Origin of the sequence: Mycolicibacterium aromaticivorans JS19b1 = JCM 16368 (assembly GCF_000559085.1) — a bacterium.
Taxonomy (GTDB): domain Bacteria; phylum Actinomycetota; class Actinomycetes; order Mycobacteriales; family Mycobacteriaceae; genus Mycobacterium; species Mycobacterium aromaticivorans.
This window is the reverse complement of the sequence record NZ_JALN02000001.1, coordinates 4,832,038-4,856,604: the sequence shown is the minus strand read 5'-3', so window position 1 is coordinate 4,856,604 and position 24,567 is coordinate 4,832,038. Positions and strand designations below refer to the sequence as shown.

Annotated in this window: 17 protein-coding genes; 6 read left to right on the top strand and 11 right to left on the bottom strand. The window is 66.5% G+C overall.

The genetic code is table 11. The features are described 5' to 3' along the window. Positions 1 to 4: 4 nt before the first annotated feature. The 8 genes from Y900_RS23145 to Y900_RS23110 all read right to left on the bottom strand — a co-directional run bounded on the left by Y900_RS23145 (position 5) and on the right by Y900_RS23110 (position 10,220). Positions 5 to 1,504: a glutamate synthase subunit beta gene (locus Y900_RS23145; protein WP_036344723.1), complete on the bottom strand. Its 1,500-nt coding sequence runs from the start codon at positions 1,502 to 1,504 to the stop codon at positions 5 to 7. Then, entirely contained in the window at positions 1,497 to 6,059 is a 4,563-nt protein-coding gene (gene gltB, locus Y900_RS23140) for a glutamate synthase large subunit (protein ID WP_036344722.1), read from the bottom strand. The genes Y900_RS23145 and gltB overlap by 8 nt, the downstream gene beginning before the upstream one ends. Before the next feature lie 150 nt (positions 6,060 to 6,209). After that, a complete protein-coding gene (locus Y900_RS23135) occupies positions 6,210 to 6,620 on the bottom strand; it encodes a DUF2752 domain-containing protein (protein WP_036344721.1) in 411 nt (136 codons plus the stop codon). Then, entirely contained in the window at positions 6,613 to 7,026 is a 414-nt protein-coding gene (locus Y900_RS23130) for an NINE protein (protein WP_036344720.1), read from the bottom strand. The genes Y900_RS23135 and Y900_RS23130 overlap by 8 nt, the downstream gene beginning before the upstream one ends. Before the next feature lie 133 nt (positions 7,027 to 7,159). Next, positions 7,160 to 8,527: an FAD-containing oxidoreductase gene (locus tag Y900_RS23125; RefSeq protein ID WP_036344719.1), complete on the bottom strand. Its 1,368-nt coding sequence runs from the start codon at positions 8,525 to 8,527 to the stop codon at positions 7,160 to 7,162. Continuing rightward, positions 8,524 to 9,006: a DUF4126 family protein gene (locus Y900_RS23120; RefSeq protein ID WP_036344718.1), complete on the bottom strand. Its 483-nt coding sequence runs from the start codon at positions 9,004 to 9,006 to the stop codon at positions 8,524 to 8,526. Before Y900_RS23120 ends, Y900_RS23125 begins: the two co-directional genes overlap by 4 nt. Before the next feature lie 68 nt (positions 9,007 to 9,074). Continuing rightward, a complete protein-coding gene (gene hisG / locus Y900_RS23115; protein ID WP_036347609.1) occupies positions 9,075 to 9,929 on the bottom strand; it encodes an ATP phosphoribosyltransferase in 855 nt (284 codons plus the stop codon). A 9-nt stretch (positions 9,930 to 9,938) separates the two neighbouring features. Continuing rightward, positions 9,939 to 10,220, bottom strand: a complete 282-nt coding sequence (locus Y900_RS23110) for a phosphoribosyl-ATP diphosphatase (protein WP_036344717.1) — start codon at positions 10,218 to 10,220, stop codon at positions 9,939 to 9,941. A 54-nt stretch (positions 10,221 to 10,274) separates the two neighbouring features. On the opposite strand from Y900_RS23110, the gene Y900_RS23105 reads away from it, so the two are divergent. After that, positions 10,275 to 10,862, top strand: coding sequence for a hypothetical protein (locus Y900_RS23105; protein WP_036344716.1), 588 nt, complete (start codon positions 10,275 to 10,277; stop codon positions 10,860 to 10,862). Positions 10,863 to 10,868: 6 nt separating this feature from the next. Here Y900_RS23105 and Y900_RS23100 read toward each other — a convergent pair whose 3' ends face one another. After that, entirely contained in the window at positions 10,869 to 12,335 is a 1,467-nt protein-coding gene (locus Y900_RS23100; protein ID WP_036344715.1) for a sugar porter family MFS transporter, read from the bottom strand. A gap of 87 nt (positions 12,336 to 12,422) precedes the next feature. Further along, the gene (locus tag Y900_RS23095; RefSeq protein ID WP_036344714.1) at positions 12,423 to 13,106 is read right to left on the bottom strand and encodes an HAD family hydrolase; all 684 of its coding nucleotides are present in this window, start codon (positions 13,104 to 13,106) and stop codon (positions 12,423 to 12,425) included. Between the two features lie 78 nt (positions 13,107 to 13,184). Between Y900_RS23095 and gnd the strand changes: the two genes are divergently transcribed. From gnd to Y900_RS23080, 3 genes are read left to right on the top strand one after another with little or no spacing between them, the layout of a single operon-like run. Beyond that, positions 13,185 to 14,198, top strand: coding sequence for a phosphogluconate dehydrogenase (NAD(+)-dependent, decarboxylating) (gene gnd, locus Y900_RS23090; RefSeq protein WP_036347607.1), 1,014 nt, complete (start codon positions 13,185 to 13,187; stop codon positions 14,196 to 14,198). Continuing rightward, positions 14,198 to 15,592 carry a glucose-6-phosphate dehydrogenase gene (gene zwf / locus Y900_RS23085; protein ID WP_036344713.1) on the top strand — a complete coding sequence of 465 codons (1,395 nt, stop codon included), beginning with the start codon at positions 14,198 to 14,200 and terminating at the stop codon, positions 15,590 to 15,592. Before gnd ends, zwf begins: the two co-directional genes overlap by 1 nt. Continuing rightward, positions 15,589 to 18,243 (top strand): MGH1-like glycoside hydrolase domain-containing protein, encoded by a 2,655-nt coding sequence (locus Y900_RS23080; protein ID WP_036344712.1) that lies wholly within the window; start codon positions 15,589 to 15,591, stop codon positions 18,241 to 18,243. Before zwf ends, Y900_RS23080 begins: the two co-directional genes overlap by 4 nt. 3 nt (positions 18,244 to 18,246) lie before the next feature. Here Y900_RS23080 and metH read toward each other — a convergent pair whose 3' ends face one another. Then, a complete protein-coding gene (metH, locus tag Y900_RS23075) occupies positions 18,247 to 22,020 on the bottom strand; it encodes a methionine synthase (RefSeq protein ID WP_036344711.1) in 3,774 nt (1,257 codons plus the stop codon). Between the two features lie 290 nt (positions 22,021 to 22,310). Between metH and Y900_RS23070 the strand changes: the two genes are divergently transcribed. Both Y900_RS23070 and Y900_RS23065 read left to right on the top strand, forming a co-directional pair. Continuing rightward, on the top strand, positions 22,311 to 23,201 hold the full coding sequence (locus Y900_RS23070; protein WP_036344710.1) for a PAC2 family protein: 891 nt from the start codon (positions 22,311 to 22,313) through the stop codon (positions 23,199 to 23,201). A 184-nt stretch (positions 23,202 to 23,385) separates the two neighbouring features. After that, entirely contained in the window at positions 23,386 to 24,561 is a 1,176-nt protein-coding gene (locus Y900_RS23065; RefSeq protein ID WP_036344709.1) for an acyl-CoA dehydrogenase family protein, read from the top strand. Positions 24,562 to 24,567: the final 6 nt, after the last annotated feature.

Below are 24,567 nucleotides of genomic sequence, written 5' to 3'. Positions count from 1 at the left end.
TCACTCAGCCGACGGCCAATGGCAATTGGTGCGGCCGTACCGGCTCGGGGAGATCCGACTCACCCATGAGATATGCGTCGACCGCGTGAGCGGCGGCGCGCCCCTCGGCGATCGCCCACACCACCAGCGAGGCGCCTCGGTGGGCGTCGCCACAAACAAAGACGCCGGGCGCGTCGGTCTGCCAGTCCGATCCGCAGCTGATGACCCCGCGCGGACTCAACGCGACGCCAAGGTCGTCCAGCAGGGTCATGGGTTCGACACCTTCGAAGCCGATCGCCAGCAGCGCCAGGTCGCATGGAATCTCCATGGCCTCACCCACCGGTGTGATGACACGCCGCCCGTCGATCCGCTCGACCTTCACCTCGGCGATCTCCAGCGCGCGCAGGTTGCCCTCGCCGTCACCGACGAACCGCTGCACCGCGACCTGATAGTGAACCGTGCCGCCCTCGGCGTGCGCGGGCGACGTGCGCAGCACCAGCGGCCAGGTGGGCCACGGGCTCAGCTCGTCGTTGCGGACGTCCGGCGGTTGCGGGTTGTAGTCCAGCTGGGTCACCGATGCCGCGCCCTGGCGGTGTGCGGTGCCCAGGCAGTCGGCTCCGGTGTCGCCGCCGCCGATGATCACCACGTGCTTGTCCTTGGCCGACAGCGTCGAGGGCCCGTCACCCTCGCACTCCCGGTTGGCCGGGACCAGATGCTCCATCGCCAGGTGGACGCCGGCCAGATGACGACCCTCGACGTCGGTGTCGCGGCCGCGCAACGCACCGACCGCCAGTACGACGGCATCGAACCGGCTGCGCAGCTCCTCGACCGAGACATCGACGCCCACTTCACATTCGGTGACGAAACGCGTTCCCTCGGCTCGCATTTGGGCCAACCGCTGGTTCAGCGTGGCCTTCTCGAGCTTGTACTCGGGGATCCCATAGCGGAGTAAACCGCCCAGTCGGTCGTCACGTTCGTAGACGGTGACGTGGTGACCGGCGCGGGTCAGCTGCTGGGCTGCGGCCAGTCCCGCGGGTCCGGAGCCCACGATCGCCACGTTGCGGCCGGTGCCGATCGCCGCGGGCTGCGCCTCGACGATTCCGAGCCGCCAGGCCTGGTCGGCGATGGTGTTCTCGATCCGTTTGATCGTCACGCTGCCGCCGGTCTGTTCCTCGCCGATCGACAGCACGCAGGCCGCTTCGCACGGCGCCGGGCACAGGCGGCCGGTGAACTCCGGGAAGTTGTTGGTGGCGTGCAGGCGTTCGCTTGCAGCGTCCCAGCGGCCGCGTCGCACCAGGTCGTTCCATTCCGGGATCAGGTTGCCCAGCGGGCACCCCGCAGTTCCGGAGTGGCAGAACGGAATTCCGCAGTCCATACAGCGGCGGGCCTGCTGGGCCACCTCGCCCGCGCGCTCCTGGGGATTCTGACGTTCATACACCTCGCGCCAGTCGCCGATCCGCTCGTCGACGGCCCGCTTGGCGGCCTCGATCTTCGGCACTTTCAGAAACCCGGTGGGATCAGCCACGTGTCGCCTCCATGATCGCCGTGTCCACGTCACGCCCCTCCGCCTTGGCCATCCGGGTGGCCTCGAGCACCTTCCGGTAGTCGGTGGGCATGATCTTGGTGAATTGCGCGCTTCGCCTTGGCCAGTCCGAGAGCACCGAGCGAGCCAGCGTGCTGCCGGTGCACCGGGCATGGCGAGCCACGACGTCGTGCAGCCATTCCAGGTCGTCGGGGTCCGGGGCGTGCAGCTCGACCATCGCCGTGTTGACCATGGCCGGGTCGAGACCCAGCACGTAGGCGATGCCGCCGGACATTCCGGCCGCCATGTTGCGTCCGGTGCGGCCCAGCACGACGATGCGCCCGCCGGTCATGTACTCGCAGGCGTGGTCGCCGACGCCTTCGGTCACGGCGAGCGCACCGGAGTTGCGAGCGGCGAACCGCTCCCCGACCCGGCCGCACAGATACACCTCGCCGGAGGTAGCCCCGTACAGCAGGGTGTTGCCGGCGATCACGTTGTCCTCCGGCAGGAACAGGACATCGTCGGGCGGCCGGACGATCACCCGCCCACCGGAAAGGCCTTTGCCCACATAGTCGTTGGCGTCACCGATCAGGTCGAGGGTGATGCCGGGCGGCAGGAATGCGCCGATGGACTGGCCTGCCGAGCCGGTGAGCGTGATGTGGATGGTGTCATCCGGCAGGCCCTGGGCGCCGTAGCGGCGGGTGACCTCCGAACCCAGCAGAGTGCCGACGGTGCGGTTGACGTTGCGGACCGGCAGTTCCAGCCGAACCGGGTGGGCGTCCTCGAGCGCACCTTCGGCCAGCGCAACCAGCGTCTGGTCCAGAGCGTGCTCGAGGCCGTGTTCCTGATCCCGCAGCCGCCGGCGCTGCGGCAACGCACCGCCGTGCGCGGCGGTGGGCACCGCGAAGATCGGGCTCAGGTCCAGGCCCTTGGTTTTCCAGTGCGCCACCCCGTTGTCGGTGTCGAGCACCTCCGCGTGGCCGACGGCCTCGTCGATGCTGCGGAAGCCCAGCTCGGCCAGCATCACCCGGACGTCTTCGGCGATGAACCGGAAGAAGTTCTCGACGAACTCCGGCTTGCCGTTGAAACGTGCTCGCAGTTCCGGGTTTTGGGTGGCCACCCCCACCGGGCAGGTGTCGAGGTGGCAGACCCGCATCATGATGCACCCGGCCACCACCAACGGCGCGGTGGAGAAACCGAATTCCTCCGCGCCGAGCAGGGCGGCGACCATCACGTCGCGGGCGGTGCGCAGACCGCCGTCACACTGCACGGTGATGCGATCGCGAAGTCCGTTGAGCACCAACGTCTGCTGGGTGTCGGCGAGGCCGATCTCCCACGGCGCCCCGGCATGCTTGAGGCTGGTCAGCGGCGCCGCGCCGGTGCCACCGTCGTATCCGGAGATCAGCACGACATCCGCGTGCGCCTTGGACACCCCGGCCGCCACCGTGCCGACACCGACCGAGCTCACCAGTTTGACGTGGATCCGGGCCTGCGAGTTGGCGTTCTTGAGGTCGTGAATCAGTTGCGCCAGGTCCTCGATGGAGTAGATGTCATGGTGCGGTGGCGGCGAGATCAAGCCCACGCCGGGTGTGGAGTGTCGGGTCTTCGCGATGTTCGGATACACCTTGAAGCCGGGCAGTTGCCCACCCTCACCGGGCTTTGCACCCTGGGCCATCTTGATCTGGATATCGGTGGCGTTGACCAAATAGTCACTGGTGACACCGAACCGACCAGACGCCACCTGTTTGACGGCACTACGCCGGCGCGGGTCGTAGAGCCGGTCTTCGTCTTCGCCGCCTTCACCGCTGTTGGAACGCCCGCCGAGGTTGTTCATGGCGATCGCCATGGTCTCGTGCGCTTCCTGCGAGATCGAGCCGTAACTCATCGCTCCGGTGTTGAAGCGGCTGCAGATGGCTTCGACGGACTCCACCTCGTGCAGCGGAACCGGTGGCCGCAGACCCTTGTTGAAGCCGAACAGGCCGCGCAGCGTACCGCCCTCGCGGGAGAGCCGGTTGACCTCCGCGGAGTACTTGGCGAACACCTCGCCCTGCTTGGTCCGGGTCGAATGCTGAAGCAAGAAGACCGTTTCCGGGGTGAACAGGTGGAGCTCGCCTTCGCGGCGGAATTGGTATTCTCCGCCGACCTCGAGGCGGCGATGCACCCGCTCGGTGGGGTTCTCCGGGTAGGCACGGCGGTGCCGTAGCTTGACCTCGTCGGCCAGCACGTCGAGTCCGACACCGCCGAGTTGGCTGACCGTGCCCGTGAGGTATTCGTCGACGACATCCTTGGACAGCCCGATGGCCTCGAAAGCCTGTGCAGCCGTGTATGAGCCGACGGTCGAGATGCCCATCTTGCTCATCACCTTCATGACGCCCTTGCCGAGTGCCTTGAGATAGTTGCGCACGGCGGTGCCCGAGTCGATGCCGGTGAGTTCGCCCTCGCGGATCAGGTCCTCGATCGACTCGAACGCCAGATACGGGTTGACTGCGGCCGCGCCGTATCCGATCAGAAGCGCGATGTGGTGGACCTCGCGGGCGTCACCGCTTTCCACCACCAGCGCCACCATGGTGCGCTGTTTGGTCCGGACCAGGTGGTGGTGCACCGCGGCGACGGCCAGCAGCGACGGGATCGGCGCGCGGGTGTGGTCGGAGTCGCGGTCGGAGATGACCAGGGTGCGTGCGCCTTTGGCGATCGCGTCGGACGCCCGGTGGCGCAACTCCTCGATGGCTTCGGCCAGGCCTTCCCCGCCGCGTTCGACATCGTAGAGCGCCTTGAGGACGGCTGACTTCAGGCCGGGCTGCTCGCCGTCGTCGTTGATGTGGACGATCCGGTTCAGCTCGTCGTTGTCCAGAACCGGCCAGTGCAGCAGGATCTGGCGGCAGGATGCGGCCGTCGGCTCGAGCAGGTTCTGTTCGGGGCCCATGACGCGGGCCATCGAGGTGACGATCTCCTCGCGAATGGCGTCCAGCGGCGGGTTCGTCACCTGGGCGAACAGTTCGACGAAGTAGTCGTAGATCAGCTTGGGGCGCTGGGACAGAACAGCCACCGGGGTGTCGGTGCCCATCGACCCCAGCGGCTCCTGCCCGGAGGCCGCCATCGGGGTGAGCATGATCCGCAGGTCTTCTTCGGTATAGCCGAACGCGACCTGGCGACGCACCACCGATTCGTGGTTCGGTGAGACCCGGGTCCTTGCCGGCAGAGTCGCCAGATCGAGCAGACCGGCGTGCAGCCATTCGGCGTACGGCGCTTCGGCGGCGAGCTGACCCTTGATCTCGTCGTCGCTGACGATCCGCCCGGCGGCGGTGTCGATCAGGAACATCTTGCCGGGCTCCAACCGACCCTTGGCCACCACTTCGCCCGGCGGAATGTCCAGCACACCGCTCTCACTGGCCAGGATCACCCGGTCGTCGATGGTGCGCCACCACCGGCCGGGCCGTAAGCCGTTGCGGTCCAGGACAGCTCCCACCACGGTGCCGTCGGTGAACGTCACACAGGCTGGTCCGTCCCACGGCTCCATCAATGAGGCGTGGTACTGACAGAACGCCCGGCGGGCCGGGGCAAGAGTTGCGTTGTTCTCCCACGCCTCCGGGATCATCATCATCACGGCGTGCGGCAGACTGCGGCCGCCGAGGTGCAGCAGCTCGAGCACCTGGTCGAAGGACGCGGAGTCCGACGCATCGGGCGTGCAGATCGGCGAAAGCCGGCTCAGGTCACCGGGAATCATGGTGCTGGCGAGCATGGCTTCTCGCGCGTGCATCCGATTGCGGTTACCCCGCACCGTGTTGATTTCGCCGTTGTGCGCCACGAACCGGAAGGGGTGCGCCAACGGCCAGGACGGAAAGGTGTTGGTGGAGAAGCGGCTGTGCACGATCGCGATCGCGCTGCGGCACCGTTGGTCGCGCAGATCGGGAAAGTATTGCGGCAGCTGCATTGTGGTGAGCATGCCCTTGTAGGCGATGGTGCGACTGGACAGCGACGGGAAGTAGACGCTGTCGGGGCCTTGCTCGGCGCGCTTGCGCAGCGGGTAGACCAGGCGGTCGAGATCGATCCCGCCGAGACGGTGGCCGTTTCGTTCGGGAGCTGCCACGAACAACATCGACATGTGCGGCATGCAACCCAGCGCGGTGGCGCCGACTTCGGCGCCGTCAGGGTCGACCGGCACGGCCCGCCACCCGAGGACGTCCAGGCCCTCCTCCTCGGCGATTGCCTCGACCCGGTCGACAGCGGCTTGTCGAGCGAACGGGTCCATCGGCAGGAAGCAGATGCCGGCGGCAAAGGTGTTGCAGCCGTTGCGCGTTGGTTCCGGAAGATCGAATTCCGCCACAGCGGAAAGCAATTCGACCGGCAATTGCAGGAGGATGCCGGCGCCGTCACCGCTGTTGGGTTCAGCGCCGGCGGCACCGCGGTGTTCGAGGTGTTCGAGTGCCGTCAGTCCGTCGGCGACGATCTGGTGTGACCGTCGGCCCTGGATGTCGGCCACCATCGCCACACCGCACGAGTCGGACTCGTGCCTGGGGTCGTAGAGACCCTGCGCTTCGGGAAGTGCCGAGAACAGCATTCCACGCTCCTCCGCGGTCGGTCATGCGGCGGAAAGCTGGTGTGCGCGATGCGCGTGGTGATTGGCCTTTACCGCAGTCTGACGTGTGATGTCTGGGACTGCACCGGCCCGATGATTTTCAGTTGAGAGTGTATCAGCGCGGGGTGGGCATCACTGCCCAATTAATGTGGGCACCAGCGGGAAGCCCGGCAGGTTCCGGATGACTGTCCAGCCGATCGCCGCGACGGCGATCACGCTGATCACCCATAGCGGAAACGCCCGCTCCCCTCGCCGGATCCGCCAGACCGCCCACAGGGCCAGCAGGGGCAAACCGACGAGCAGGAACCCGTTGTCGACGACAGCGGCCGCGACGTCGCCGTGCAGCAGGTCGTGGGTCATTCGCAGGCCACCGCACGCCGGGCAGTTCCAGCCGGTGAGCAACCGGAACGGGCACGGCGGAAACAGTGAGCCGGGCCGGTGCGGGTCGACGATGCCGACATAGGTGAACGCACCGATCCCCAGCGCACCAGTAGCCAGCCCGGCGTAGAGCCGGGTTGTCCGTGGCTGGTCGACGCTACCCATCACGCAGGGGTCGCCCCTGCGGGTCGCGCACCTTGTCGGTGAGGATCATGACGCCGTCGATGATCCCCCAGATGACGGCGCCGAGGCCGCAGGTGACGAGCCCGACCAGCAGCTGGGCGATGCCCAGGCCGGTGTAGCCCAGGTAGATGCGGCCGATCCCCACCAGGCCGAACAATCCGAGCAGCTGCAGCAGCCCGGCGACGATCTTGGATTTGTCCGACAGCGGCTCGCCGGTGACCGGATGACGGCCGAACGGGGCCGAGGGGTCGACGTAGCCACCCGGGCCCGGATACTGCGGCGGCATCGGGTAATTCGGCGGTGCCTGGTAGTTGGGCGGAACCTGGTAGTTGGGCGGCGGTGCGCCCTCGGTGCCTCCGAACTGCGGCTCAGTCATGCCCCACAGCATGCCAGAGCCGGGCCCAACCCAGAAGGGGCCACACGGTGGCCATCTGCGTGCCTCATCGCCTCGATTGCTGGGGCGACCATGCTCGTCGAGGAGGTCAGCGCGCCGGTGAGGAGAACGCGCTAGTAGGCGGCCGCTACACCAGCGGTTCCAACTCCTGCAGCATGGTCGGCACCAGTTCGCTGACGGTCGGGTGGATGTGCATGGTGCGCGCTATCGCGGTGTAGGGCTTCTTGGCGGACATGATGTCCAGGATCGAGTGGATGACCTCGTCGCCGCCGACCCCGAGGATCGCCGCGCCGAGGATCTCCTCGGTGTCGGCGTCGACGACGACCTGCATGAAGCCTTGCGTCTCGCCCTTTTCCACCGCCCTGCCGACCCTGGTCATCGGACGCTTGCCGATCAGGGCCCGACGGCCGGACTTACGGACCTGGTCGACGGTCAGGCCGGCCCGGCCGAGCGGCGGGTCGATGTAGAGAGCGTAGGTCGGTACCCGGTCGCTGACTCGGCGCGGATCATCGTCGAGCAGATTGGCCGCGACGATCTCGAAGTCGTTGTAGGAGGTGTGGGTGAAGGCGCCCTTGCCGTTACAGTCCCCCATCGCCCAGATGTGCTCGGCGCTGGTGCGAAGTTGGTCGTCGACGACGATGTAGCCGCGGCTGTCGACCTCGACACCGGCGCGGTCGAGGCCCAGGTCGTCGGTGTTGGGCCTGCGGCCCACGGCCACGAGCAGGTGTGAACCGGCGATGGGCACCGCCCCGTCGTACGGAATCACCTCGAAACCGTTGTTGCGCTTGGTGAATCGCAAACCGGATGCGCCGGTGACGATGGTGATGCCCTCGGCCGTCAGGATGTCCTGGATGGCGGCGGAAACGTGTTCGTCTTCGCGTGGGGTGAGGCGCGGACCGCGCTCGAGCACGGTGACCTGCGCCCCGAACCGGCGGTACATCTGAGCGAACTCCAGGCCGATATAACTACCCCCGATGATCACCAGATGCGCAGGCACAGTGTCGAGTTCGAGGATGCCGACATTGGTGAGGTAGTCGATGTCGGACAGACCGGGCAGGTCGGGCACCACCGCGCGGCCGCCGACGTTGAGGAAGATCCGGTCGGCGGTCAGAACCTCGTCATTGACGCGAATGGCGTGCGGATCCTCGAACCGCGCGTGGCCGCGGATCAGAGCGGCGCCGGGCATCCCCTCGATCCACGACTCGACTCCGCTGCGGTCGCCCAGCACGATTCCGTCCTTGCGCGCCTTGACCTTTGCCATGTCGACCGACACCTCGCCGGTCGACACTCCGTAGTCGGCACCGCGCCGGGCAGTGTGGGCGGTGTGCGCGCTGGCCACCAGCGTCTTGGTGGGGATGCAGCCGGAGTTGACGCAGGTTCCACCCACAAGCTTGCGTTCGATGACGGCGACGGTCTGGCCCGCGGCGGTCAGGCGGCCGGCCAGCGGTGGGCCCGCCTGCCCTGCACCGACGACGATCGCGTCAACGTGAGTCACAGCAGACTGACCAGGTAAGCGACCAGGAAGCCGCCGCCCACCGCGATCACGTCCTCGCCGATAGCCACCGGCAGATCACGGCCCCCATTGGCCGCCACCAGCCGCGAGCGGGCCTCGTAGCCCCCGAGGGTGCCGAGCACCGCGCCGATGATGCCGGCGCCGAGTGAACTGAACGTGTGGAAGAACGCGCTGCCGATCACCGCGCCGGCGAACGCACCGGTGAGCAGGCGGGTCAGGAACTGCGCGGGGGTCTTGCGACTGGGCGTCTTCGGCAGCTGATCGGTGACGAGTTCGACGAACAACAGGACCGTCAGCACGGCCACGGTGATCCAGCTGCCCACCCACGCCGACCACTTGTCGGTGACGTCGATCCACCCGAGGAAAGCGCCCCACGCCACGACCGCGGGCGCGGTCAGCGCGCGCAGTCCGGCGATCACACCGATCAGCAGGGCCAGCAACAGTACGAGAGCGTGCGTCATGACGGTCCTTCGGGCCGGTGGCAACTAAAGGGACGCTAACACGGAGCCGCCCGAGGGGCGGGCCAACCTCAGAAGCGGCAGAACCTGATGTCGGAGGCCAGAATAGCCTTGGCGCCGATGGCCGCAAGCTCATCCATGATCGCGTTCACATCGCGGCGCGGAACCAGGGCGCGCACCGCAACCCAGTCCGGGTCGGCCAGCGGCGCGATCGTGGGTGACTCCAGACCGGGGGTGACCGCGGTGGCGCGCTCGAGCACCGAACGCGGGCAGTCGTAGTCGAGCATCAGGTACTGCTGGCCGAACACCACGCCCTGGACGCGGGCCGCCAATTGGTCGCGCGCGGCCCGGTTGGAATCGTCGCCGTTGCCGGCCCGTTCGATCAGCACTGCTTCCGAATCACACAGCGTCGCACCGAAAGCCACCAGATCGTGCAGCCGCAGCGTTCGGCCCGAACCCACCACGTCGGCAATCGCGTCGGCCACGCCGAGCTGGATCGAGATCTCGACCGCTCCGTCGAGGCGGATGACGGTGGCCTCGATTCCCTTGCTCGCCAAGTCTTTCCGGACGAGGTTCGGGTACGCGGTGGCGATACGTTTGCCCGCCAGGTCGGCGACTGTCCATTCCCGTCCAGCCGGTGCGGCGTACCGGAAGCTGGACGAGCCGAAGCCCAGGGCCAGCCGCTCGGTCACCGGGGCATCGGACTCGGCGGCCAGATCACGGCCGGTGATGCCGAAGTCGAGCTGCCCGGAGCCGACGTAGATCGCGATGTCCTTGGGCCGCAGGAAGAAGAACTCGACGCCGTTGGCCGGGTCGATGACGGTGAGGTCTTTGGGATCGGTGCGCCGCCGGTAGCCGGCCTCCGAGAGGATCTCGGCGGCGGATTCGGACAGCGCCCCCTTGTTCGGGACGGCAACGCGCAACATGGCAGCCACCTAGAGCTTCCGGTAGATGTCGTCGAGGGTCAGGCCACGGGCGACCATCATGACCTGCGCCCAGTAGAACAACTGGCTGATCTCCTCGGCCAGCGCCTCGTCGGACTCGTGCTCGGCGGCCAGCCACACCTCGCCGGCTTCTTCGAGGATCTTCTTGCCGAGGGCGTGCACACCGCCGTCCAGCGCGGCGACGGTGGCGCTGCCCGCCGGTCGGGTGCGGGCTCGCTCCCCCAGTTCGGCGAACAGTTCCTCGAAGGTCTTCACGGCCTGCGATTGTTCCATGCGCGTGCAGCCGCCGTCACGGCGGTTTCCGGTCGGCCACTAGGCTGGCATCTCGTGCGAGGATCCCGGCCACTGTTCGTCCTGGGCGCCGTCATTGTGGCCCTGGCCGGCTGTTCGAACCCGATCATCACCACCAAAGAGACCGGTGAGCAAACGGCTCCGCCACCCGCTGCCACTAGTTCAGCGCGACCCAGCAATGACAAACTGGTCAATGCATTCGACTTCTACACCAGAACCGACGACGTCCACTCGGGCTATTACTTCACCAGCCCGAGCGGCAGCTGGCGTTGCGTGATCGTCCCCCGTACCTGGGCCGGGTGCCAGTCGAGCTCAGGGACCGGGCGCATCGGCGTGACCGGCGCGCCGGATACGGTGACCGACACCGGCGGGCAGAGCGTCGCACCCAACTCGATCACGGTGTCTACGCAAGGCGATCCCCAGTTCGCGTCGATCCCAGCCGACCAGTTCACACAGCCGTCGGGCGCGCCGAAGACGTTGCCGTTCAACAACATTCTCGCTGCCGCCGGATTCCGCTGCAATATTCAGCAGCAGACCGGCATTTCGTGCCTGAGCGAACAGACCGGCAATGGGTTCACCTTTTCCAACACCGGGGCGACCTGGGTGTACACCGACGTCCCCTGACCTCGGCTAGCCGGAGCGGGCCGGCTTGTCCTCGTGCAGGACTTCGGCGTGCATGTCCTCGAGCGAGACGCCCTTGGTCTCCATGACCCACTTCCACACGAACAGTCCCGACAGCACCGCGCACAAGCCGTAGAACCCGTATGCCAGGCCGAGATGGTTACGCAGGCCGGGGAACGACACCGTGATCAACCAGTTCGCCGCCCACTGTCCCGCCGCGGCCAGGCCCAGGGCGGCCGCACGAATGCGATTGGGGAACATCTCACCGAGCAGGACCCAGACGACCGGACCCCAGGACATGCCGAACGCCACCACGAAAAGGTTGGCGGCAATCAGCGCGATGACTCCGGATGCGCCCGGCAGGTTCGGCTTTCCGTCGACCAGAGTCGCGTTGGCGAAGATGACGGCCATCGTGATGAGGGTGACGGCCATGCCGGACGAGCCGATCAACAACAATGGCTTCCGGCCGATCTTGTCGATGAGAGCGATCGCGATCAGGGTGGTCGCGACGTTCACCACCGACGTGATCACGGTGTAGATCGCCGATTGGTCGGCGTCGAAGCCGACGGCCTGCCACAGCACATTCGAGTAGTAGAAGATCACGTTGATGCCGACGAACTGTTGGAAGATCGACAGTCCCAAGCCAACCCAGACGATGCCGTAGAGGCCGCCGCTCGGCTTGCGCAGATCCCGCCAGGAGGGCTTGTCTTCCCGCTCCAATGTCTCGCGGATGCGGCTGATGGTGATCTCGAGGTTCTTCTCACCCAGCAGCATGCTCAACACCCGGCGGGCCTCCGGTATCTTGTGGCTGGCCACCAGATACCGCGGCGATTCCGGGATGGTGAACGCCAATGTCCCGTACAGAACCGCGGGAATCGCCATCGCCAGGAACATCCACCGCCAGGCGTCGAGGTGTAGCCACAGTTCCTTGTTGGGGCCACCGGCGGCGTGCTGGAGAAGCCAGTTCACGACGAAAGACAGGAAGATGCCGGAGACGATGGCCAGCTGCTGAAGGGAGCCGAGCCGCCCCCGGATGCGCGGTGGGGAGGTCTCGGCGATATACGCCGGTGCGATCACCGAGGCGATCCCGACGCCGATGCCGCCGACGATCCGGAAGATGACCACCGTCGCCACATTGGGCGCCAACGCCGTGCCGATGGCGCTGATGAGGAAGAACACCGCTGCGATCTTCATCACGGAGATGCGGCCGATCCGGTCTGCGATTCGGCCCGCGGACATCGCGCCGGCCGCGGCGCCGAGCAACGCCGACGCGACGGCGAAGCCGAGTTCGGCGTTACCGATGCCGAAGTCTTCCTGGATCGAGTCAACCGCACCGTTGATCACCGCGCTGTCGTAGCCGAAGAGCAGACCACCCAAGGCGGCTACCGAGGCTATCCGAACCGCGGTGCCGCCAGAGGAGAAGTCCTCGTCCTCGAGTCCCGTCGGTGAATCGCTGGTGGGTCCTTGGCCAGCCATGAGGCGTCCTTTCCGCAGCACTGCGAAATCTGGTGGCAACCACGATTGCACAGTCGCAGCCGCACCACGCCGATATCGGTCAGCCGTTCACGCTGAGCGCTCGCCGAGCCCGAGCCGCAGGTCCGTGTAGATCTGCCGCAGCTGCGGGATGCCCAACCCGACGAGCGACGAAACGTGCTGTCGGCCAGGGGCGGCCGGCACGTAGATCTCGTTGGGCACCACAAGCACCGGGCAGCCGGCGTCTTCGGCGGCAGCGGTGCCGGTGACCGAGTCCTCGATCGCCAGACACTCACCTGCGGCAAACCCGAGGAGCTCGGCCGCGCGCAGGTAAATGTCCGGGGCGGGCTTGCCTTCGGGCACCTCATCGCCGCATACGGTGGCCGAAAAATAATGCCTGCCAATGCTGTTCAACGCATTCTCGGTCAGGCCCCGACGAGTGTTGGTCACCAGCGCCATCGGCACGTCAGCGGCGCGTAGCGCGTCGAGTAGTTCCCGGGCGCCCGGACACCACGGCAGGCCGGTCGAAAACAATTCTCCGACGTACTCGTGCATCCAGTCCGCGACCTCGGCCATGTGCCCCGGGTGCGGGTCCAGACCGAGGTCGGCGAACACGATCCGGATCACCCCGTCGGCCGAGCCGCCCACTGTGGCGTCGCGGACCTCCGGTGACAACACCCGGCCGTGGCGGGTGTACAGCTCGTTGATCGCGACGTCCCAGAGCTTTTCGGAGTCGACGAGAGTGCCGTCCATGTCCCATAACACCGCTCGCACGCCCACGATTGTGCCATGTACCAGGCCATGACCTCGAATCCGGCGAGTTTGCTGCGACGGATCACTAGGGTGGGCGTCATGCAACTCGGCATGGTTGGTTTGGGACGAATGGGCGCGAACCTGGTTCGCCGGTTGATGCGCGGTGGACACACGTGCGTGGTGTATGACGTGAACCCCGCCGCGGTCAGCGAGCTGGAAGGCGAGGGCGCCACCGCAGCGGCCAGCCTCGAAGAATTCGTCACACAACTCGACGGTCCGCGCGCGATCTGGCTGATGCTGCCCGCCGCGATCGTCGACTCGACACTCGACGCTCTGGTTCCGCTGCTGTCGTCCGGCGACACAGTGATCGACGGCGGTAACTCGTACTACCGCGACGACATCACCCGGGCGCAGAAGCTCGCCGAAAGTGGTCTGCATTACGTCGATTGCGGCACCAGCGGAGGCGTCTGGGGGCTCGACCGCGGCTACTGCCTGATGATCGGCGGAGAGACCGAGGTGGTCGATCGGCTCGATCCGATTTTCAAGACCATCGCGCCCGGGATCGGTACGGCCGAACCCACCCCGAGCCGGCCGGCGGATGCCACCGGAACCGCCCCCGAGGGGTACCTGCACTGCGGCCCCAACGGCGCCGGACACTTCGTGAAGATGGTTCACAACGGTGTCGAGTACGGCATGATGGCCGCGATTGCCGAGGGGCTGAGCATCATCAAGCACGCCAACGCAGGCACGGTCGATCGGGTGGTCGACGCCGAGACCACTCCCCTGCGCGACCCGTGGGCCTATCAGTACGACATCAACGTCGGCGAGGTCGCCGAAGTCTGGCGCCGCGGATCGGTGGTCGGATCCTGGCTGGTGGACCTGATCGCAGACGCGTTCGCCGCCTCGCCCGGCCTCGACCAGTTCTCCGGGCGGGTATCGGATTCCGGCGAAGGACGCTGGACGGTGCTCGCCGCAGTGGACGAAGGTATCCCCGCCCCGGTCATCACCACCGCCCTCTACGAGCGCTTCCAGTCCCGGCAGCTGGGCGACTTCACCGACAAGATCTGCTCGGCGATGCGCAGCGAATTCGGCGGCCACGCGGAGAAGAAGTGATGGCCGCTCAAAGCGCATCCGCCGCAGATGTTCTGGTGATATTCGGCATCACCGGTGACTTGGCCAGGAAGATGACGTTCCGGTCGCTGTACCGCTTGGAGCGGCGCGGCCTGCTCGGGTGCCCGATCGTCGGGGTGGCGCTGGACGACTGGTCCGCCGACACCCTGCGGGAGCACGCCCGGGCTGCGATCGAGGCCACCGGCGAACCGGTCGACGACGACGTGTTCGCCCGATTCGCGGCGCGGTTGTCGATGGTCTCCGGCGACTTCGCCGACGCCGCGACCTACACCAAGGTGGCGGACGCCATCAAAGGACGCACCTATCCGGTGTTCTATCTGGAGATCCCGCCGTCACTGTTCGGGCGGGTGGTGGACGGCCTCGCCGGCGCCGGCCTGACCGGCAATGCCCGCGTGGTGGTGGAAAAACCGTTCGGACACGACCTTTCGTCGGCGAAGGCCCTCAACGACCAGTTGAGCGCGCACCTACAGGAGTGGCAGATCTACCGCATCGACCACTTCCTCGGCAAGGAACCGGCGATGGACATCCGCTACATCCGGTTCTCCAACTCGATCATCGAGCCGCTCTGGAACCGCGACCGGATCGAGGCCGTGCAGATCACGATGGCCGAGAACTTCGGCGTTGAGGATCGCGGCCACTTCTACGACCCGGTCGGGGCATTGCGCGACGTCGTACAGAACCATCTGCTGCAGCTGATCGGGCTGATCGCCTCCGAACCATCGAGCGGCGGCCCAGACGGATTCCGGGACAAGCGGGTCGAGCTGTTCAAGTCCATCCGTCCCGCCGACCCCAAGCACTACGTGCGCGGTCAGTACGCCGGCTACCGGGACATCGACGGCGTCGCGCCCGACTCGCAGACCGAGACCTACACGGCGCTGAAGTTGTACATCGACAACTGGCGCTGGTCGGGTGTGCCGTTCTTCATCCGCGCCGGCAAGGCTCTTCCGGTGCGGGCAACCGAGATTCGGGTCATCTTCAAGCGACCGCCTCCACTGCCGTTCCTGCCGGAGATCGACGAGCAGAACGAACTGATCTTCCGGATCGATCCCAACCCCGGCGTCGACCTCGTGCTCCAAGCCAAGGAATCCGGCGCCGACGCCACCCGCGCCGTCAACCTCTGCCTGGTGTTCGCCGACGAAATGGCCACCGCCCCCGAACCTTACGAGCGACTGCTCGGAGACGCCATGCGCGGCGACTCGAGCCAGTTCATCAGGGAAGACGGTGTTGAGGAAACCTGGCGGGTCGTCGAGCCGCTGCTGGATTCACCGCCGCCGGTCGAGGTCTACCAACCGGGTTCGTGGGGACCGAAGGGAGCTGACGAACTGGTAGCGGGATACCCGGCCTGGCGTCAGCCCTGGCTGCCTGACCACCAGTGAGCACGGCCGAACAGACCCGTCTCGACGAGGCCACGACCGGCGTGGCACCCTGGCGGCGCTGGGGAACCTACCTGAGCGAACGCGCATGGGGCAGCGTGCGAGAGGATTACAGCGCCGATGGCGACGCCTGGGCGTACTTTCCCTTCGACCACGCGCGCAGCAGGGCATACCGCTGGAGCGACGACGGCCTGGCGGGCTGGTGCGATGACGAGCAGACCATCTGTCTGGGCGTCGCTCTTTGGAACGGTCACGACCGCATCCTCAAGGAACGGCCCTACGGCGTGGCCAACGAGGAAGGCAACCACGGCGAGGACGTCAAGGACTACTGGTTCTACACCGACAACCTGCCCACCCACGCCTATGCGTCCCTGGTCTACAAATACCCGCAGGCCGCATTCCCCTACGACGACCTGCTGCGCACGAACCAGCAGCGCGGGCCCGCGGACGACGAGTACGAACTGTTCGAAGCGTTGCGCCAACAATGGCTGGAGCAACGCTATTTCGACGTCGAGGTGGCCTACGCCAAGGACGGGCCGGAGGACGTCTTCTGCCGTATCACGGTGACCAACCGCGGACCGGACGCGGCGCCGATCCATGTGCTGCCGCAGCTGTGGTACCGCAACACCTGGTCCTGGGATCCCGACCAGGACAGGCCGCGGATCACCGCCTGCGGCGAGGGGGCGGCGCGCACCTGGCACCCCAAGCTCGGCCAGCGGTGGTATACGGTCACCAGCTCCTGCGGAGACACTCCGCGACTGGTCTTCTGCGAGAACGAGACCAACAACCGGCTGCTGTTCTCCTCGGCCAACACCTCGGCCACCACCAAAGACGGCATCAACGACTACCTGGTCGACGGCATCGCCGGCGCCGTCGACCCCGCCGCGGGCAGCAAGCTCGCCGCTATCGTCTCGTCCACCGTACAGCCCGGTGAAAGCTTGACCGTCACGGTGCGTTTCGCGAGCTCGGATACCGTCCGTCCGCCCGAGTACGCCGATGCGGTGCTCGCGGAGCGCAAGCGCGAATCCGACGAGTTCTATCGCTCGATCGCGACACCGGACCTGAGCGACGACGAACGGCTGGTCCAACGGCAGGCCTTCGCCGGACTGCTGTGGTGCAAACAGTTCTACAACTACGCGGTCCGGCGCTGGCTCAAGGGCGACCCGGAGCAGCCGCCACCGCCGCGCGAACGCTGGAGCGCACGCAACCACGACTGGCAGCACTTCGCAGTCAGCGCTATCATCCTGATGCCCGATGCGTGGGAGTACCCGTGGTTCGCCGCCTGGGACTTGGCCTTTCACTGTGTCGCCATGGCGCTCATCGATCCCGAGTTCGCCAAGGCGCAGGTACTCGTCCTGCACGGCTCCACCGCACAACATCCGCACGGCCAGATCCCGGCCTACGAATGGAAGTTCGGTGACACCAATCCCCCGGTGCATGCCTGGGCGGCGTGGCAGGTCTACCAACTCGATCAGCTCCGCAGCGGTGTCGGCGATTTCGATTTCCTGGCCACCGCGTACCGATCAGCCACCCTCAACGCGATGTGGTGGCTGAATCAGAAGGACGAGACCAACCGCGGCGTGTTCGGCGGTGGGTTCCTCGGCATGGACAACATCGGGGTGTTCGACCGCGACGAGCCGCTTCCCACCGGCGGCGAGCTCGCCCAGGTCGACGGTACCGCGTGGATGGCGGCGCTGGTCTTCCATCTGTTGGAGATGGCGATCGAACTGTCCCAAACAGATCCGAGCTATACCGACATGTTCAGCCGGTGGGTGTGGGACGCGTGGCTGGTGGCCAACTCGCTGGAGAAGGGTACCTACCGGGTCAGCTTCTGGAACGACGACACGAACTTCTATCACGACGTCATCGAAATGCCGGACGGGACAAGCAGATCGCTGGAGGTGTTCTCGATTCAGGCGATCGTTCCACTGTTTGCGGCGATCGCCATCCCGACCAGCGCGACCGAGGTCACCTCGATCCTGCGGCACTGCCTCGAAGCGCTGGCCAAGACTTACGAGCACACCGACGACGATGTCAAGCTGGTGATGAGTGGCGGCGACGGCACGCATCTGATGATCGGCGTCATCCACGAGGACCGGCTCACCCATATCCTGCGACGGCTCCTCGACCCTGAGCAGTTCCTGTCCCCCAACGGAATCCGGTCACTGTCGCGGTACCACCGGGACCACCCGTACACCTACCACGTCGACGGCGTCGACTACGTTGTGGACTATCAGCCTGCCGAATCACGCAGCCGGATGTTCGGCGGGAACTCGAACTGGCGCGGCCCTGTCTGGCTGCCGACCAATTTCCTTATCGTCCAAGCGCTGAACTCCTACGCCCGGTTCCTCGGCGATACCTACCGCGTTCCTGATCCCGCCGGGTCGGCCGACGAGGTCACCCTGCATGTGGTGGCCGACCGGTTGGCCCGCCAGCTCACCGGACTGCTGGTCCGTGACGAGAACGGCCGGCGCGCGGTGTTCGGGACCAACGAGTACTTCCAGACCGACCCGCACTGGCGCGACCTGATCCCGTTCCACGAGTACTTCGACGGCGACTCCGGCCGCGGCCTCGGGGCCAGCCACCAGACCGGCTGGACCGCGACCGTCGCTGTGTTGCTTCAGTTCCGGGGCAGCCTGTACTTCCGGCGCTAGGACCTAGTCCTCCGGGTTGTAGCCGAGATTCGGCGCCAGCCAGCGCTCGGCCTCGGCCAGGGTCCAGCCCTTGCGCCTGGCGTAGTCGGCAACCTGATCCTGGGCCAGCCGCCCGACCACGAAGTACTGCGACTGCGGGTGCGAGAAGTACCAGCCGCTGACCGCGGCGCCGGGCCACATCGCCATCGACTCGGTCAGCTCGATACCGGTGCGCTCCTTGACGTCCATCAGCTCCCAGAGCGTCATCTTCTCGGTGTGCTCAGGGCAGGCTGGATAGCCGGGCGCGGGACGGATTCCGACGTACTTCTCGCCGATCAGTGCGTCGTTGTCGAGCTGCTCGTCGGGCTGGTAGCCCCAGAACTCCTTGCGGACCCGCTGATGCATGCGTTCGGCGAACGCCTCCGCCAGGCGGTCGGCGATCGACTCCAGCAGGATCGCACTGTAGTCGTCGAGCGCGGCCTTGAACTCTGCGATCTTCTCGCCGCCGCCGAGTCCTGACGTGACGGCGAAAGCTCCGACGTAGTCCGCCAGCCCGGTGTCTTTCGGCGCGACGAAGTCACCGAGACTCCGATTCGGGATGCCGTCGCGGTGCTCGCCCTGCTGGCGCAGGTTGTGCAATGTGGTCAGCACCTCGGTGCGCGTCTCGTCGGTGTAGACCTCGATGTCGTCACCGACGGCGTTCGCCGGGAAGAAGCCGATCACCCCGTTGGCGGTCAGCCACTTCTCCTTGATCGCGGTGTCGAGCATCCGCTGGGCGTCGTCGTACAGCTTGCGGGCCGCCTCGCCGGAGGCGGGGTTGTTCAGGATGTCGGGGAAGCGGCCCTTCATCTCCCAGGCGTTGAAAAACGGCTGCCAGTCGATGAACTCGCGCAGCTCGGCGAGGTCGTAGTCGAGAAACTCCCGCACGCCGAGGCCTTGGGCGGGCACCGGCGGTGTGTAGCCGTCCCACTCGATCGGCGTGCGGTTGGCGCGGGCCTTCTCCAGGGTGAGCATCGGCCGCTCGTTCTTCTGCGCGTGCCGCTCCCGCAGCGACGCGTAGTCCTTCTCGGTGGCCTCCAGCAGAGCCGGCCGCTGCTTGTCGTCGAGCAGCGCGGCGGCGACGGGCACCGAGCGGGACGCGTCCTTCACCCACACCACCGGGCCGCTGCGGCGCGGTGAGATCTTCACGGCCGTATGGGCCCGCGAGGTCGTCGCGCCACCGATCAGCAGCGGAATATCCAAGCCGGCGCGTTCCATCTCGACGGCGAAGTTGGACATCTCGTCCAACGACGGGGTGATCAGGCCGGACAGCCCGATGATGTCGGCGTCATGCTCTTTGGCCGCATCCAGGATCTTCTGGGCGGGCACCATCACACCGAGGTCGATGACTTCGAAGTTGTTGCACTGCAGCACGACTCCGACAATGTTTTTGCCGATGTCGTGGACGTCGCCCTTCACGGTCGCCATCACGATCGTGCCGTTGGTGTCCTTCGAATCGGCCGTGCCGTTCTCGGCCTTCTCCGCCTCGATGAACGGCAGCAGGTACGCCACGGCCTTCTTCATTACCCGGGCCGACTTCACCACCTGGGGCAGGAACATCTTGCCCGAGCCGAACAGGTCACCGACGACGTTCATGCCGTCCATCAGCGGGCCCTCGATCACCTCGATCGGCCGACCGCCCGCGGCGGCGATCTCGGCGCGCAATTCCTCGGTGTCGTCGTCGACGTCGGCATCGATGCCCTTGACCAAAGCGTGCGTGATCCGCTCGCGGACCGGCAGAGATCGCCACTCGGCCGCCTTGGGGTCTTCGGCCTTGTCCGTGCTGTTGAACCGCTCGGCGATCTCCAGCAGGCGCTCGGCCGCATCCTCGCGCCGATTCAGGACGACGTCCTCGATGCGGTCGCGCAGCTCGGGGTCGATCGAGTCGTAGGGCACCAGCGCCCCGGCGTTGACGATGCCCATGTCCAGGCCGGCCTTGATCGCGTGGAACAGGAACACCGCGTGGATCGCCTCACGAACCGGGTTGTTGCCCCGGAACGAGAACGAGACGTTCGAGATGCCGCCGGAGATGTGCACCCCGGGCAGGTTCTCCTTGATCCAAGCGCACGCCTCGATGAAGTCGATCCCGTAGGTCGCGTGCTCCTCGATGCCGGTCGCCAGCGCGAAGCAGTTCGGGTCGAAGATGATGTCCTCGGCCGGGAAGCCGACCTCGTCGGTCAGGATCCGGTACGCGCGCCCGCAGATTTCCTTACGGCGCTCCAGGTTGTCGGCCTGCCCCTGCTCGTCGAAGGCCATCACGACGACGGCGGCACCGTACTTGCGGCACAGCCGCGCCTCGCGAATGAACTTCTCCTCGCCCTCCTTCATGGAGATCGAGTTGACGATCGGCTTGCCCTGCACGTTCTTCAGACCGGCCTCGATGACCTCCCACTTGGATGAGTCGATCATCTCCGGGACGCGGCTGATGTCCGGCTCGGCCGCGATCAGCTTGGTGAACCGGTCCATCGCGGCGACGCCGTCGATCATGCCCTCGTCCATGTTGATGTCGATGACCTGTGCACCGACCTCGACCTGCTGCAGGGCGACCGACAGTGCGGTGTCGTAGTCCTCGGCCTTGATGAGGTTGCGGAACCGGGCGGAGCCGGTGATGTTGGTGCGCTCACCGATGTTCACGAACAGCGAGTCTTCGGTGATGTTGAGGGGCTCCAGGCCCGACAGGCGGGTGGCTATCTCGATCTCCGGCACCTCGCGCGGTGGCTTGCCCTCGACGACCTTGGCGATCTCGGCGATGTGCGCCGGCGTCGTGCCGCAGCAGCCGCCGACCATGTTGACCAGACCGGCGTCGGCAAAGTCGGCGACGTAGCCGGCCTGGCGCTTCGGGGATTCGTCGTACTCGCCGAAGGCGTTGGGCAGACCGGCATTCGGATAGCAGGAGACGAAGGTGTCCGCGATCCGCGACATCTCGGCGAGGTAGGGCCTCATCTCGGGTGCGCCCAGCGCGCAGTTGAGGCCGACCGCGAGTGGCTTCGCGTGCCGGATCGAGTTCCAGAACGCCTCGGTGGTCTGACCGGACAACGTCCGCCCGGACGCGTCGGTGATGGTGCCCGAGATGATCACCGGCCAGCGGCGGCCGCGCTCCTCGAACAGCGTCTCGATGGCGAAGATCGCGGCCTTGGCGTTCAGCGTGTCGAAGATCGTTTCGACGATGAGCAGGTCGGCCCCGCCGTCGACGAGGCCCCTGGCGGCGGTGAGGTAGGCGTCGACCAGCTGGTCGTAGGAGACGTTGCGGGCGCCGGGGTCGTTGACGTCCGGGGAGATCGACGCGGTCCGGGTCGTCGGGCCCAGTGCCCCCGCGACGTAGCGGGGCTTGTCCGGCGTGCTGAACTCGTCGCAGGCCGTGCGGGCCAGCGCCGCGCCGGCATAGTTGAGCTCGTAGGCGAACTCCTGCATGCCGTAATCGGAGAGCGAGACCGCGTTCGCGTTGAACGTGTTGGTCTCCAGGATGTCGGCGCCCGCGTCCAGGTATTCGCGGTGGATGCCCTCGATGATGTGCGGCTGGGTCAGGGTGAGCAGGTCGTTGTTGCCGATGAGGTCGCTCGGCCAGTCCTTGAACCGCTCGCCGCGATAACCGGCCTCGTCCGGCCGGTCGCGCTGAATCGCCGTGCCCATTGCGCCGTCGATCACCAGAATCCGCTCGCGCATGGCAGCTGCCAACGCGTCAGTGCAGTCCGGGCGGATGTTCGGCGTGAAGCCGTTCGACTCAGAGCTCACGGGAGCGGTCACGTACGTTCCTTCCATGACGGAAGGCGTCCTTGACTCTGCCGAGCGTGGCGGCCATCCGGGGATTCGGGCCCCTCAGGTAGCCGTTGCAACGCCTCTCGACGGTGAAAAGTCTACGTCGTCACGCAATCGACTTCTGGACGCCTAACCCGTGGGGTTAACCAGATTGCAGCCGAACGTATTTCGCACCGGGGACGCCCGGGCTCGCAACCACGTGCCGAATGATGCGTCTAATAGCACACGCCACAACACCAGGGTAGTCGGTCCGAGACGGCTCATCGAAGCCGAGCAACCCTTAGGCTGAAGTTGTGACCCCGTCGAATTTCAGCGGCGCGAAAGGCCCGGATCTGCCCGAATTGCAGAACACGATCATCGTCGCGGCTTTCGAGGGCTGGAACGACGCCGGCGACGCCGCCAGCGACGCGCTCGAGCACCTGGACGCGATCTGGGAGGCCGACACGATCGTCGAGATCGACGACGAGGCGTATTACGACTACCAGGTGAACCGTCCGGTGATCCGGCAGGTGGACGGTGTGACCCGCGAACTGGTGTGGCCGTCGATGCAGATCTCGCACTGCCGCCCGCCGGGCTCGGACCGCGACATCGTGCTGATGCACGGGGTGGAACCCAACATGCGGTGGCGCACGTTCTGCGCCGAGCTGCTCGCGATCGCCGACAAGCTGAACGTGGACACCGTGGTGATCCTCGGCGCGCTGCTGGCCGACACCCCGCACACCCGCCCCGTGCCGGTCTCGGGAGCGGCCTACTCCCCCGAATCCGCGAAGTTCTTCGGCCTCGAGGAAACCCGCTACGAGGGCCCGACGGGCATCGCCGGCGTGTTCCAGGATGCCTGCGTGGCGGCCGGTATCCCGGCGGTGACGTTCTGGGCCGCGGTGCCGCACTACGTGTCGCAACCGCCCAATCCGAAGGCCACCGTCGCACTGCTACGGCGCGTCGAGGATGTGCTCGACATCGAGGTGCCGTTGGGCGACCTGCCCGCGCAGGCCGAGGAGTGGGAGCAGGCCGTCACCGAGATGACCGCCGAGGACGAGGAGATCGCCGAGTACGTGGCCTCCCTGGAACAGCGCGGCGACGCCGAGGTCGACGTCAACGAGGCGCTCTCCAAGGTCGACGGTGACGCGCTGGCCGCCGAGTTCGAGCGGTACCTGCGCCGGCGGGGTCCGGGCTTCCGCGGCTAGCTCCGGGATCGGCGACCAGACCCACAGACTCAACTGATCGCACGCCTGTTCGAATACTGTGACCAGGCGCTGACGAGAATGTGTCAGTCAGGGGTGGTCCTGCCGACCAGTTGGTAGGGCTGCGCTACCGTGCAATGGATCGAGCAATAGGTACTGCCGAGTAACAAGAATCGAGGTTGCGCTCGTGAAGCTGGCACTCAGTGACGAGGACGCAAAGTTCCGCGACGAACTCCGCGAGTTCTTCACCACCCAGGTCCCCGCCGACATCCGCGAACGGGCGCGCACGGACAGCCTGAACTTCCCCGATGACGCGATCACCACGCAGCGGATCCTCAACAAGGCCGGGTTGGGTGTGCCCAACTGGCCGGTGGAGTGGGGCGGTAAGGACTGGACCCCGCTGCAGCGCCAGATCTGGGCCGACGAGATGCGCATGGCGTGCGTCCCCGAGCCGCTGGCCTTCAACGCCAGCATGGTCGGACCGGTGATCGCGCACTTCGGCTCGCAGGAGATCAAGGAACGCTTCCTGCCGCCGACGGCGAACCTCGACATCTGGTGGTGCCAAGGCTTTTCCGAACCCGAAGCCGGCTCCGACCTGGCCGGGTTGCGGACCGTCGCGGTGCGCGACGGCGACGAGTACGTCATCAACGGCCAGAAAACCTGGACGACGCTCGGCCAGTACGCCGACTGGATATTCGTGCTGGCCCGCACCAACCCGGATGCCCCGAAGAAACAGGCAGGCATCTCCTTCATCCTCGTCGAGATGAACACCCCCGGCATCACCCTGCGACCGATCAAGCTGATCGACGGCAGCTACGAGGTCAACGAGGTGTTCTTCGAAGACGTCCGGGTGCCCGCCAATCAGCTTGTCGGCGAGGAGAACCAGGGCTGGAGCTACGCCAAGTTCCTGCTGTCCAACGAGCGCACCGGCATCGCCCGGATCGGCACCACCAAACTGTGGCTCGCCGACGTCAAGGAGAACGCCGCTCAGACCAAGGTCGGCGCGGGGAGCCTGCTCGATGATCCACTCTTCGCCGCCAAGGTCGCCGAGATCGAAAACGAACTGCTGGCCCTGGAACTCACGCAGCTGCGGGTCAGCGGCGACGAGGGCACGGGCAAGCCGAACCCGGCGTCGTCGATCCTGAAGCTGCGCGGCAGCCAGTTGCAGCAGGCCGTCACCGAGTTGGCCGTTGAGGTCGCCGGACCGGATGCGCTGCCGTTCGACGGCGGCGCCGAGATCGAATCCCCGCTCTGGGCGCAGCACGCCGCGCCCAAATATCTGAACTACCGCAAGACCTCGATCTACGGCGGAAGCAACGAGGTCCAGCGCACCATCATCTCCTCGACGATCCTGGGACTGTGAGGGCCG

Excerpts from the sequence above, each read along its gene's own strand:
- Y900_RS23100 (WP_036344715.1), bottom strand. The coding sequence starts at position 12,335 with ATGGCTGGCCAAGGACCCACCAGCGATTCACCGACGGGACTCGAGGAC.
- Y900_RS23130 (WP_036344720.1), bottom strand. The coding sequence starts at position 7,026 with ATGCTGTGGGGCATGACTGAGCCGCAGTTCGGAGGCACCGAGGGCGCA.
- Y900_RS23120 (WP_036344718.1), bottom strand. The coding sequence starts at position 9,006 with ATGACGCACGCTCTCGTACTGTTGCTGGCCCTGCTGATCGGTGTGATC.
- gltB (WP_036344722.1), bottom strand. The coding sequence starts at position 6,059 with ATGCTGTTCTCGGCACTTCCCGAAGCGCAGGGTCTCTACGACCCCAGG.
- hisG (WP_036347609.1), bottom strand. The coding sequence starts at position 9,929 with ATGTTGCGCGTTGCCGTCCCGAACAAGGGGGCGCTGTCCGAATCCGCC.
- metH (WP_036344711.1), bottom strand. The coding sequence starts at position 22,020 with ATGGAAGGAACGTACGTGACCGCTCCCGTGAGCTCTGAGTCGAACGGC.
- Y900_RS23110 (WP_036344717.1), bottom strand. The coding sequence starts at position 10,220 with ATGGAACAATCGCAGGCCGTGAAGACCTTCGAGGAACTGTTCGCCGAA.
- Y900_RS23135 (WP_036344721.1), bottom strand. The coding sequence starts at position 6,620 with ATGGGTAGCGTCGACCAGCCACGGACAACCCGGCTCTACGCCGGGCTG.
- zwf (WP_036344713.1), top strand. The coding sequence starts at position 14,198 with ATGGCCGCTCAAAGCGCATCCGCCGCAGATGTTCTGGTGATATTCGGC.
- gnd (WP_036347607.1), top strand. The coding sequence starts at position 13,185 with ATGCAACTCGGCATGGTTGGTTTGGGACGAATGGGCGCGAACCTGGTT.